The sequence below is a fragment of the Saccharomonospora halophila 8 genome (genome assembly GCF_000383775.1).
GTDB classification, from domain to species: domain Bacteria; phylum Actinomycetota; class Actinomycetes; order Mycobacteriales; family Pseudonocardiaceae; genus Saccharomonospora; species Saccharomonospora halophila.
Genome location: NZ_KB912578.1, coordinates 5103 through 16420 on the forward strand (window position 1 = coordinate 5103; position 11318 = coordinate 16420).

Here is an 11318-nt window from a genome sequence, read left to right on the forward strand (position 1 = left end):
CCCCGTTGAGCTCCGCGCAGGAGGCTTCCGACAGGAGGGTGAACACACCCGGTGTCACCGAGTCGTCCGGCTGGACGACATCGTAGAGCTGCGTTCCCGCACGGGCCTTCCCCGCCGGTACCGGCCCGGCCGCGGCGGCTTCGACCCGGAGGCCGCGGCCCGCACGGCCGAGGCGAGGTATTCCTTCCGCCAGCGGGTGGTGATCCTGCTCCTGCTCACGGCCGTGACGACGGGTGTGGTCGCCGGGCTGACGCTGCCGGTGCTGTGGTGGGGACACGGTGTCGTCGACGCCGTCCTGATCGGCTACCTCGGTTACCTGCGCAGACAGGTGCGGATCGAGGAGGAGATCCGGCAGCGCAGGCTCGCCCGGATGCGCGCGGCCAGCAGGCGCACGCCGAGCAGGCCAGACCCGCTCGCCGAGATCGAGGTGCTGCGCACCGAAGGCGGCGGGGTGGTCGGCAACGAGCGCAAGCCGATGCCGACCTCGCGGGTGCGCAGGCAGGCCGTGGTGGTGGACCCGGAGGACGAGGACCCGGCCTTCCACGAACTAAACGACCCCGGTCACCTGCCCTATCGGCGGGCCGTGGGGGAGTAGGGACCCCCCGCTTCGACCGGGGCGCGTCGGTTGCTATGCTGTTTCGGCAACCGATAAGGGGCTGTAGCGCAGTTGGTAGCGCGTCTCGTTCGCATCGAGAAGGTCAGGGGTTCGATTCCCCTCAGCTCCACCGAATTCTGCACGAACACCTTCCTTCGTGACCCTGACCAGCGAATTCTTGCTGGTCAGGGTCTTTTGGTGTCTGCTGCTGCTTCGTCTGTGTGGGGCTGGGGGTGCGGAAGAAGACGGGACCAGGGTGCCGGGGCCGGTGATCTTGCTTTCGGCGATAAGGGGCTGATCAAAGCTTCGCGGGTCTGGTCGGTGCTGAAAAGACCCACACCAAGGAGCATAGATGTGCGGCCAACAGAGTTCGGGGCGCTGGAGGCGACGGGCTCCGCATTCGTACTGGCGTAACCAGGAACGTTGTTCCGGCTTGGCATCAGCCCCAGGCTCTGCGCAGGTTCGTTGAGTCAGCCGTTCCAGCCCTGCCAGAACGGCGTGCGATCGTCTCCTGCGGTGACGAGGGCGGTCTTGAGGGCGCCGGGACGTACGTCAGCCTCGCCGAGCTGATCCAGCGGCAGCCAGCGGAAGTCAAGGTGGTCTTCCTGGCTGATCGGCTCGGTGTCGGTGATGGCGACGTCGAAGACGAGGTTGATCTCGTGATGAGTGGTGCCGTCTTCGATGTAGCCGTGCTCGACCGCGCCGACGAAGCCTGCGATCTTGGCTTCGGTGCCGAGTTCCTCGCTCAGTTCGCGGATCAGGGCGGCTTCCACCCGTTCGCCAGGTTCGACGTGGCCGCCCGGCAGGAATGACCAGGACTTGGTGCGTTGGCGCGCGACGAGGAGCTGACCGTCGCGATGGATGACAGCACGGGCGATGATCTCGGTGGTGGCGGCGCTCATGTGTGCCCTCCGTGTCGGTCGGTGCCTCTAGAGTCGCGCTTGTGACAATCTCAGAGCTTACCGCCGGGGATGTCGCGGCGGGTGTGGCGGAGCTGGTGCCGGAGGCGGCTCCAGTTGAAGTGATCAGGCCCTTGCGGCGAGGTCGTAGCCATGCCTCGTGGGTGCTGGAGTCGTCGCGCGGCTGGTTGGTCGGCAAGGTGCTCCTGGAACGGCCAGGCGCGGCTAACCTGGAGCGGCTGGCCGAGCACCGTCGCGTGTGGCAGCACGGGATCGCGGTCCCGCAGGTGCTGGCGTTCACCGAGTCCTGTGCGTCCGTGGCTGGTCGACCGTTGACCGCGTTCGAGTACGTGCCGGGCGTGGACGCCGAGGAAGCCTTACCCACGTTGGCTCCTGCGACGATGCTGGAGGCCATGCGTGCTACCGGTGCGGCATTGGCGTCGCTGCACCAAGTTCCTGTCGAGGGATTCGGCGATGCTACGAGCGGCTTAGGGACGGTCTCGCCAACCTGGAACAGCGTTGTCACGAGCCGCGTGGATGCGCTGCGGGACGCCTATCGCTTCGTCGATGACATTCCCGCCGCGCCGGTCAAGGCTGGGTTGGACTTGTTGAGCGGCTTGGCCGAGGAGGTATCGCCGGTCGCGCGGCCAGCGGTCGCGCACCTCGACGTGTACCTGCCCAACGTCCTCCTCGATGATGAGGGCGGCTTTCGCGTCCTGTTGGACTTGGAGCACGTGCGGTGGGTCGATCCGGTGATGGATTTCGTCAAGCCCGCCATGTGGATGTTTCCTGATCAGCAGAGCTGGGCCGCAGCGTTCGCGGACGGCTATCGGGCGGCCGGTCCGTGGCCTGCGTACTGGTCTGAGCGGCTGGCTGTGGCAACCGGCCTGGAGCTGTTGACCGGGGTCGAGTATTGGACGCGGGTCGCTGATCATGCGATGCGCGAGGACTATCTGCGGCGACTGCGGGCGTGGGTTCGATCGGACGGGGCCGATCATGCCTGGTCGGCGATCAGCTCGGCGACGTGGCGGGCGTAGGCGTCCCAGTCTTGGGTGGTCGTGTCGATGACCTGGAGCGGCAACGGTGAAGTCTGCGCCCACCGGATCAGCTCGGCTTGTACCTGCCTGATGTGCTCGGCTCGCCCGGCATCGGTTGAGCCGAAACCCTCCAGATAGTGTGCCCACTTCGGTCCCCGGTGGTGCCGAGTCGATTCCACGCACTGGGCGCGGACGCAGTCCTCGGGGACGCGGAGCAGGACCAAGTGCACTCCGAGTGCGGCAAGGCGCTGCTCAACGCCGGTTAGGGCGTCACGGCTGATCGGGAGCCCGTACATGGGGGCGTCGAAGCCGAGTCCTTCGAGCAGGCAAGTCGGGGTCCACACGGACGCGAAGCGGTGCTCGGGGAGGGTGCTCGCTTGGAATCGGCGATTGGTCTCTTCGAGGAATGCGGTAAGGTGGTTCAGCCACGAAAAGATGTGGGTAGCGTGCTCGTGTGGTGTGCCGGGCGTGTAAGTGTGCGTGGTGATCGTTGCCGCCTGTGGCATCGCGATCAGCGAATCGCAGCCCGCAGTGGCGAGCCGCCTTAGGGTCCGCTGGTATACGGAGGTCTTTCCCGCACCCCAGACCCCAGCAAGTACGCAGCCCTTCACGGCTGGACTTCTTGTAGAACCGTCGCCGCGATGCGCGGCAGCTCGGTCGGATCGGTCCAGGCCAGCGGGAGCACGGGTACGGTGTCGGCGAGGTGCTCCCACAGACCGCGGCCGTCGCTAAGGGAGCCGGGCAGCGTGGCACTGAGGTGCGGGCGGAGGTTGAGCCAGTCGTCGGCGAAGAAGTCTTCGGTGCCGAAGTCGAGGTGGTGCCGTACGAAGTCCCCATCCGCTTTCTTGGCGGGTACCTCTGGTGAGCGGGTGAGGATCACGAGCTGGGCGACCTCGGTCACGGGCACGGTGGACCGGTGGAACAGGGTGGCGAGTTCCCACGGCGTAAGTTCGATCTTGCCGTCCACGAGCTGTCGTCCTCGACTGGGCTCGAAATGGTCCAGCGCGGCCTTCAGGGTCGGCGAGCCGCCGATGCCTTTCGGAGTGAAACGGGAGGCTAACGGCACGCCAATGGCGTGCCAGCGCTCGGTGTCAGTGGGGATGAGCACGGTGCGATCGTTGGAGACGGGAAGCGTGCCGTGATCCTCGATCAGATGGGTGAGCACCGTGGTCTTGCCAGAACCGGGGTGCCCTGCGATCAGCACTCCGCGTCCGTCAAGGTCCACCCCTGCAGCGTGCACGCAGCGCCCTCCCCATACTTCACCGCCGCGCATGACGAGTTGGCGCACGACTCGGATGCCGATCGTGGCGGCAACCCGGGTGCGTTCGGCGGCGACGAGCACGAGTCCGGGGGTTCTGATGATCACGTGGTCCGAAGCGTGCTCGGGCAGCAGAATCTCGCGCTCTTCGGTGATCCAGACGCGATAGCGCTGCTCCGGGTGGCTGGTGCGCACCGTGGTCGGCGGCTGGCCGGCGAGGGACTGCTGAGCTTGGGCAACGGTGGCCGCATCGTGCCTGACCGAGATCGTCAAATGCGACTCGGGGTTCCCGGATGATACGAGGAACGGGCTCACGTAGTGGCGCATTGCGGCCTGGATTTCCTCGGACGCGCTCAGGCGGCAGACGCAGGTCCCGAGATCGAGGAATGACGAATTCATCAACGTCCTTCCGGTATGACGGCGGTGCTCTGGCGCAGCCAGCGTGGTTGTCCTGGTTTGGTGGTTTCCGGGTCGCCCAGGGCGTCCTGGTCCGCGTGCTCGGTTAGCCATCGGGGCACGCCAGCGCAGTGGTTGTCGACGGCAGGCTTCACACCTGGTGGGAAGGTGGCGAGCCACGACTGGCTGTGCCGCACCAGTCCAGCGCCGATGCGCTGCCAGGACAGCTCCTGCTCAACGCAGCGGCGGCCCGCCCGCCCGATCTGGCCAAGCGCGCCAGGGTCGCGCAGAAGTGCGGCGATCCGTGCGGGCCAGATGTAGAGTTCGTCCTCGACGACCACGCCGGGATGCTCGGTCGGCAGCCCGGTCACGGCTTCGCGCGTGCCGAGCACGGGTAGTCCGGCGGCAAGGTAGTCGAGGACTTTCATTTTCGCGCCCGATCCGGCGGTCAGCGGGGCGAGCGCGATGGTCGTCCCTTTGAGTGCTTGGTTGATCGTGTCCACGCGCCCGGTGAATTCGATGCCCTGACCGCCGCGGGCTAGTGAGGCAGGTCCGCGGCCGACGATACGCATCCGAACGTTGCGGTTGTCCGCACGCAGTGTCGGCAAGATCGTGGTGGCGATGGCGTCGACCGCTCGCGCGTTGGGCTGATAGTAGAGGTTGCCAACGAAGACCAAGGTCGCGGCGTCGACGTCTGGTCCCCAGTAATGGCGCTGGTGCGGGTCCGCGCCGTTGGGCAACAGCGCGGTTCGCAGCGCGAGAATGCCTGCCGTGGCTGCCATCGCTTGCTCGTTGCTCGTGGAGACGATCACGTTGTCGGCAGTGCGCAGCGCGGTGCGCTGTGTCGTCGCGTGGGTTTGCACCGTCTCCGGCGGCTCGCCGACGCTGGCCGCGACGGCAGCATCGTCGTCGTGCATGTCGTAAACCAGGCGCGCGCCCAGCAATCCGGCCAGCTCACGTCCGATGGCCAAAAGCGATTCTGCTTCGCACAGGACAAGAAGATCCGCCGCATTCAATCCGAGAACCCTCGCAAGGGTTGCAGGAGCGTAGAAGTCGCTCGGATGGGCCACTGCCACATCGAATGGCCAATCCTTCTCCGTGCCGTACTCCGCGCCGCGATCACACAGCACCACCGTGACAGCGGCGCCCGCTTGGTGGCTGTGTTCGGCGAGGGCCAGAACGCGGGCCGGGGTGCCCGCCAGTGCCCGACCGCGCCAGACATTCGGGGTGTCCAGCAGAAAAACGAGGTTGGGAACTGCCGCGCTCATGATGCTCTGCCCTCCGACTGGTCAGCGCGTGCACGAAGATCAGCCGCGATCGTTCGCCGGATGCCCTCCCGCAACGGGGTGTGCGGCCACCACGGCACGAGCTGTCGCAGGCGCTCCGGATTGGCGCAGGACACAGGCCGCGACCGGTTCCGAAGTCGCTCGGGATCGACCCGTGTTTCCAGGTGCCGTCCGGTAAGGCTTCCCACAAGGTCGACCAGTTCGCGGCCGGCGACCGGAACTCCGGTGCCAATGTTGAAGATTCCGGCACATGGGGTGCGCAGGAGCGCTATCACTGCCTCGGCAACATCATCGACGTAGACGAAGTCACGGGCGGCATTCAGGTCGCCGAGGTCGAGCGTCTGGCCGTGCCTTGCCTGCTGAAGGACTTCAGGAAGCAGGTGCGGGTGCGGATCACCAGGTCCGTAGATGTTGAATAGTCGGGCGACTACGGCTGTGCAGTGCCCAAGTCGGTATGCCTGGTCCTGCAACAGCCGTTCGCCGAACAGCTTGGACCAGCCGTAGACGCCCTGCGGTGCGGGCGGATCACCCTCGCGATGCGGGCTCTCGTTCGCTGCGTACACGTCAGCGGTCGAGGCGAACACCAGCCGTTGCGGCGGGTGGGCGGCGCAGGCATCCAGCACGTGCTGGGTGCCCAGCACGTTGATCGCCAATGTTTCGGCGGGCGCGCTGTCACAGGCCGGAATGAAATGCTGCGCGGCCAGGTGCACCACAGCCCACGGGCGTTCGGCTGCCATGAGCTGTATCAGCTCCGAACGTTGGCGAATGTCGAGCACGTGAGGCTGTACCTCGGTGCACTCTCCGAACTCGTCGAGCCGGTGCAGCGTGCCCGCGCTGCCGTCGTCGACCGCCACTACGCGGAAACCCCATGCGCGCAGCACTCGCACGACGGGCACACCGATCAAACCGGCCGCTCCCGTAATGAGCACGGCGCGAGGCGTGATGTCAGTGGTCGTCGAAGGCATGGCGTCCTTTCCCCGGGGCGGCGCGGCCGCGGTCACGCCGTAATCCGTTTGTGTAGCGATCATGCCGTAACTCTCTCGATTGATGCGGGTACTTTCCGTGCTCGTAGCGGTGCTCGGTTCGGGGCGCCCGATGTGCCCTTCGGGTGAGAGGGTGTTTCCCTGCGCCAGGTGCCGTGTGAATCAGGGAACCGGGTGGGCGCGGATGTGTGCCACGTTGTGTCTGTGACTGTCACACAGACAGTCACTGGCCGTTATGCTGATCGAGTCAGCACAGCAGGCACACTCGGAAGAGTGATCGACATGGCCCGTGAACCGGAAACCGTCGCCGAGAAGCGTCGCGCCCTCGGCGCGCAGCTCGCCGCGTCCCGGCAGGCGGCAGACCTCACGCAAGGCCAGTTGGCCAAAGCTGCATACTGCGACCGCACGACCGTCACCCACATTGAGAAGGGTCGTGCCCGCGCCGACGAGCGGTTCTGGCGAGCCTCCGACGAGGCAGTCGGTGCACGGGGAGGGCTTGTAGCCGCCTTCCACGATCTGGTGGCGACCAAGCAGGCCCACGAGCGGCAGGAACAGGAGGCGAGGCTCGCTGACGCCCGCGCCCGTGCCGAACGGCTGACCTCCACCAGCTCCTCGGCCGCGCCCGCGTCACCAGTTCGTGAGGACGTGGCCCCGGTCGATGGCCACGCCCCGTCCCTCCGGCTGGACGGTGCCTATGTCGAGACCCTGCACAGCCGTATCCGCGAGTTGATCGACCTCGACATCCAGTTCGGCGGAGACCAATCCTCCGGCGTAGCCCTCCAACTTTTCCGGTCGGTCCACCGCAAGCTCGGGGCCAGCCAGTGCGAGCCCGCCATTGAACGTGACCTCTACGCCGCAGCCGGAGAACTCGGCGAAGTCGCCGGATGGTTGCTCTACGACGCAGGCAAACACGACCTCGTGCGCCGCATCAACCACGAAGCGCTGCACCTGTCGCGCCTGGCCGGTGATCACAGCATGGAGCTGCTGATCCTGCAGAACATGTCCATGCACGCCGGTCACCTCGGCCGCCCCAGCGAAGCTCTTCGTATCGCTCGCATGGTGCTGGGGACGAACACGCTCTCGCCTCGCCTCGAAGCGCTCTTCCGTACCCGTGAAGCCCGCGCGCTCGCTCTGGGCGGAGACGACACCGCAGCCGAACGCACCTTCCGTCAGGCGCGATCTCTGTACCTGGATGGCGTGCGCGACGAGGACCCAGCCTGGGCGTGGTGGATCAACGATCGGGAGTTGGCCTGGCACGAAGCCGTCATTCAATCCGATTCCGCCGACTGGTGCTCCGCTACTGACACCTTCCATGCCTCTATCGAGGTCACCCCCGGCCGCGAAGTCCGACGCCGCTACAACCATCTGGCGTCCCTACTCGACGCACAGATTCGGGTGGGCGCATGGCGTGATGTTGACCAGACCATCGAGCGTGTCATGCCGTACGTCGACGAGGTCGGCTCAACCCGCACCGCGACGACGCTGCTCGGTGCAGTCGACCAACTCGGTACCGTGCGGGCAACCCCCTCGGTGCGCGAGGGCGCTACACAGCTTCGGGACTTGCTGACCGAGGCCGGATACAGCCGCTAACCGACGCTGGTCGCCAGCCGAGCGATTTCGGCGATGTCCGCCGGACGGAACAGCGAGAAGGCCACCCGTTCGGGGGTGGCCTTCGTGCCGTTTCGGGCTTGTGTGATGTCCGGGGCGCTGTCGACACCGCCTTGTCTGGCTGCTCGCGTGCGCTGGGAAGTCTCCGAACGACGGGACCAACAGGGCGGCGCATTCAGGTCAGTCAGCTTGTGCCGCAGGTGGGCCGCGATCCTCCCGTCAGCGGTTCATTCGACTGCCCCAGTCGAGGCGGTCCGCGAGATCCGCCGAGAGGAAGGCCCGCTCCAGATCGTCGCGGCCCTCGGTGAAATGCGTCCAGCCTTCGTAGTGGACCGGTACGACGCGACGGGCGTCGAGGATCCTGCTCGCCTCGGCGGCTCCGGCGCTGTCGAGGACCAACGGCTCACCGTCGAAGAGCATGGGGAAGCGCGGCGCCCCGGCAAAGAGAATGGCGGTGTCGATCGGGGCGAATCGCTCGGCGATCTCGCGAACCGGTTCGAGCGCGGCGTTGTCGCCGCTGACGTACACGGTCGGTAGCCCGTCACCGGTGAGCACGAAGCCGACGACCTGACCGGTGACGGCTTCGACCTCCTCGCGGGACCCGGGGCCGTGGAGCGCGGGGACGGCCGTGACGGTGATCGTGCCACCGTCCTGCCGGTCGAGTTCGACAGCCTCCCAGTCGGCCATGCCCCGGGCTCTGTCTCCCAGACGTTCGCCGCCGCCCGGCGTCGTGAGCGTGAGTGGAACGTCGGGGAGCAGGGCGCGGCCGGAGTAGTCGAGGTTGTCGGCGTGCTCGTCGTGGGAGAGCAGCACCACGTCGACGCGCCCCAGGTCGGCCGGGGTGCCGTGCGCGGGGTCCGTCTTGGTGAGGACAGGTCCGACGTTCTCGTGTTCCCCGGGGTCGTCGAAGGTCGGGTCGGTCAGGAAACGCAGGCCACCGTACTCGAACAGGGCGGTCGGGCCGCCGAAGACACGAATGGGGTGTGCGGTCGCGGAAGCGGACACGTAAGTACCTCTCACGGATGATGTCGTTTGGAACCGTGAGCAAGACGGTAGCGTGTGCTCACGGATAGGCGCAAGTGCAAACGTGATAATCATGGATGGTTGATGCGGTACCATGAGGGCATGGACGAGATCGCGACGGTGGAGGCGGACTTGCCGCCCGCGCCCGGGGAGGGCGAGTACCTCTCCCTCGCACTCGCCAACAGCGTGTTCACACTTCCCGGGGGGCACCACGTCGACGTCCTGGGTACGCCGGAAGCGAGCACGCGGTGGTTGACGCAGCGCGACCTGGCGCCCATCGACACGGGAATCCAGGAGATGTGCGCGGCACAGCTGCGTTCCCTGCGCGAACAGGTCCGAGCGCTGTTCTCCGCACGCGCCGCGTCCCTGCCCGCTCTCCCCGCCGCTGTCTCCGCGGTCAACGACGCGCTGACACGGGTGCCGACCGCCCCGCTCCTGCGGTGGGACGACGACACCGGCCCTTACCGGGCCGCACCGTACCCGACCACCCGGGTCGTCGACCACGCGCTGGCGACGCTCGCCGCGGACGCGGCGGACCTGCTCACCTCGGACGACGCGGAACGGCTCACCTCCTGCGGTTCCGCTCCGTGTACGCGGTTCCTGCTGCGTCGCGGTCGCCGCCACTGGTGTTCGACACGCTGCGGGGACCGTGCGCGTGCCGCCCGCGCCTACGCAAGACGCGCACGAAGCGACGGCGAGTGACCGACTGCTCGCCGGGGCGGGCCGCGGTCCGCCGCTGTGCCGGAACGCTCTGCGAGCGTGCCGCGGACCCGGTGGGTGTGCGACGTGCCGGTCTCAACGCCGCCAGAAGAAGTGGTGCTCCACGCCGCTCGGGCTGGGCACGCGTTCCAGGTGGTAGCGGTCGGTGAGTTCCTCGGGGTCGTCCCAGAGCCGTAGGCCGCTGCCGAGTTCGTACGGGGCGACGGCGATGTGCAGCTCGTCGATCAGGTCCGCGTCGAGGAACTCCCGCAGTGTCGTGACGCCGCCGCCGAGGCGCACGTCCCGGCCGTCCGCGGCGGCCTTCGCCCGTTCCAGCGCCTCGTGCGGCGTGGTGTCGAGGAAGTGGAACGTCGTGTCGCCGAGTGTGAAGGACGGCCGTTCGTGGTGGGTCAGGACGAACACGGGTGTGTGGAACGGGGGTTCGTCGCCCCACCAGCCCTGCCACTCGTGGTTCGGCCACGGGCCGCGGATCGGCCCGAACTTGTTACGGCCCATGATCTCGGCGCCGATGTCGCGGGTGAAGTCGCGGACGACGTAGTCGTCGAGCCCCCGGGTGCCGCCGGGCTCGGTGCGGTTGACCCAACTGGCGGTGGCCCCGGCCCAGGCGAACAGGTCGCCGGGGTCGGCGTGGCCGAACGGGTGCTCGAAGCTCTGGTCCGCACCCGCCCCGATCCCGTCCCGGGTGACGGTGAAGCAGTGGACCCGGACGCGCTGTGTCATGGTCGGTCTCCCTGGTGTCGTAACCGGTCTGGCGCGACCGTGGCGATCGCGTGCCCGGTGGTCGTCACAGTCTCGCCCCGGCACGACAACGGCGGCGGAAAAACCCGGGAAAGGTTCCGATCGTGTGGTGTCGTGTCCGCCGGGTCGGTGACGACCCACCGGTGGGCCGCCACGAGGGTGGCTCACCTACCGAGGAGGAGACAGTGAAGTATCTGATCCTGATGCAGGTCGACCCGGCGGTGCTGGAGCAGCTCACCGACGAGCAGCAGCGGCAGATCCAGTCCGGACACGCCGCGTTCATCGCCGACACGAAGGAGCGCGGTGAGTTCGTCGCGACCCAGGCCCTCGCCGATCCCAGCCAATCGAAGGTCATCCGCAGCTCCGGCGGTCGGCCCGAGGTCACGGACGGGCCGTTCGTCGAGAGCAAGGAGTTCCTGGGCGGCTTCTACCTCATCGACGTCGAGGACGAGGCCCGTGCGGTGGAGCTGGCCGGGCAGATCCCCGACGCGAGCATCCCCGGCCTCGCCCTCGAACTACGGCCGGTGATGTTCGCCGATCTGGGCGAGGAGTGACCTCCGGGTCCCCGGCGGGCGAGGACCTGTGGCGCGAACTCGCGCGGCAGGCCCTCGCCCGGCTGGTCCGCACCTACGGCAGCGCCCGGTTCGACCTGTGTGAGGACGCCGTCCAGGAGGCGCTCCTGCAGGCGTACCGGCAGTGGCCGACGCGGTCCCCGGACGACCCCCTGGGCTGGCTCACCGCGACCGCCCGCCGCCGGTACGCCGACCACGCCCGC

At 67.6% G+C, this 11318-nt stretch carries 13 protein-coding genes and 1 tRNA gene; 7 read left to right on the plus strand and 7 right to left on the minus strand.

What is annotated here, in order from left to right:
- On the plus strand, window positions 1-595 hold a 595-nt coding region (sepX, locus tag SACHA_RS22830), incomplete at its 5' end, for a divisome protein SepX/GlpR (protein WP_332253639.1).
- A gap of 57 nt (window positions 596-652) precedes the next feature.
- Window positions 653-725: transfer RNA gene (locus SACHA_RS0117350), tRNA-Ala, on the plus strand.
- A 340-nt stretch (window positions 726-1065) separates the two neighbouring features.
- Here SACHA_RS0117350 and SACHA_RS0117355 read toward each other — a convergent pair.
- Window positions 1066-1497 carry an NUDIX domain-containing protein gene (locus SACHA_RS0117355; RefSeq protein ID WP_019811799.1) on the minus strand — a complete coding sequence of 144 codons (432 nt, stop codon included), beginning with the start codon at window positions 1495-1497 and terminating at the stop codon, window positions 1066-1068.
- Between the two features lie 41 nt (window positions 1498-1538).
- On the opposite strand from SACHA_RS0117355, the gene SACHA_RS0117360 reads away from it, so the two are divergent.
- A complete protein-coding gene (locus tag SACHA_RS0117360; RefSeq protein ID WP_198010171.1) occupies window positions 1539-2531 on the plus strand; it encodes a phosphotransferase family protein in 993 nt (330 codons plus the stop codon).
- Here the strand turns inward: SACHA_RS0117360 and SACHA_RS0117365 are convergent.
- From SACHA_RS0117365 to SACHA_RS0117380, 4 genes are all read right to left on the minus strand, one after another.
- A complete protein-coding gene (locus SACHA_RS0117365) occupies window positions 2489-3037 on the minus strand; it encodes a hypothetical protein (protein WP_232211915.1) in 549 nt (182 codons plus the stop codon). The genes SACHA_RS0117360 and SACHA_RS0117365 overlap by 43 nt on opposite strands.
- Window positions 3038-3138: 101 nt before the next feature.
- Window positions 3139-4188: a phosphoenolpyruvate carboxykinase (ATP) gene (locus SACHA_RS0117370; RefSeq protein ID WP_019811802.1), complete on the minus strand. Its 1050-nt coding sequence runs from the start codon at window positions 4186-4188 to the stop codon at window positions 3139-3141.
- Window positions 4188-5453, minus strand: coding sequence for a glycosyltransferase family 4 protein (locus SACHA_RS0117375; protein WP_019811803.1), 1266 nt, complete (start codon window positions 5451-5453; stop codon window positions 4188-4190). Before SACHA_RS0117375 ends, SACHA_RS0117370 begins: the two co-directional genes overlap by 1 nt.
- Window positions 5450-6499, minus strand: a complete 1050-nt coding sequence (locus SACHA_RS0117380) for an NAD-dependent epimerase/dehydratase family protein (protein ID WP_019811804.1) — start codon at window positions 6497-6499, stop codon at window positions 5450-5452. Before SACHA_RS0117380 ends, SACHA_RS0117375 begins: the two co-directional genes overlap by 4 nt.
- A gap of 237 nt (window positions 6500-6736) precedes the next feature.
- Between SACHA_RS0117380 and SACHA_RS23485 the strand changes: the two genes are divergently transcribed.
- Window positions 6737-8044 carry a helix-turn-helix domain-containing protein gene (locus tag SACHA_RS23485; RefSeq protein ID WP_198010174.1) on the plus strand — a complete coding sequence of 436 codons (1308 nt, stop codon included), beginning with the start codon at window positions 6737-6739 and terminating at the stop codon, window positions 8042-8044.
- 237 nt (window positions 8045-8281) lie between these two features.
- Here the strand turns inward: SACHA_RS23485 and SACHA_RS0117390 are convergent, their stop codons facing one another.
- Complete coding sequence (locus SACHA_RS0117390) at window positions 8282-9067, minus strand: MBL fold metallo-hydrolase (RefSeq protein ID WP_019811806.1); 786 nt, start codon at window positions 9065-9067, stop codon at window positions 8282-8284.
- 120 nt (window positions 9068-9187) lie between these two features.
- Here SACHA_RS0117390 and SACHA_RS0117395 point away from each other — a divergent pair, with 120 nt between their 5' ends.
- Complete coding sequence (locus SACHA_RS0117395) at window positions 9188-9787, plus strand: CGNR zinc finger domain-containing protein (RefSeq protein WP_019811808.1); 600 nt, start codon at window positions 9188-9190, stop codon at window positions 9785-9787.
- A 93-nt stretch (window positions 9788-9880) separates the two neighbouring features.
- Here the strand turns inward: SACHA_RS0117395 and SACHA_RS0117400 are convergent, their stop codons facing one another.
- Window positions 9881-10525 (minus strand): dihydrofolate reductase family protein, encoded by a 645-nt coding sequence (locus SACHA_RS0117400; protein ID WP_019811810.1) that lies wholly within the window; start codon window positions 10523-10525, stop codon window positions 9881-9883.
- A gap of 203 nt (window positions 10526-10728) precedes the next feature.
- On the opposite strand from SACHA_RS0117400, the gene SACHA_RS0117405 reads away from it, so the two are divergent.
- Both SACHA_RS0117405 and SACHA_RS0117410 read left to right on the plus strand, forming a co-directional pair.
- Window positions 10729-11097, plus strand: coding sequence for a YciI family protein (locus SACHA_RS0117405; protein WP_019811813.1), 369 nt, complete (start codon window positions 10729-10731; stop codon window positions 11095-11097).
- Window positions 11094-11318, plus strand: a 225-nt coding sequence (locus SACHA_RS0117410; RefSeq protein ID WP_028663299.1) for a sigma factor, incomplete at its 3' end; no start/stop codon positions are given. The genes SACHA_RS0117405 and SACHA_RS0117410, both read left to right, overlap by 4 nt.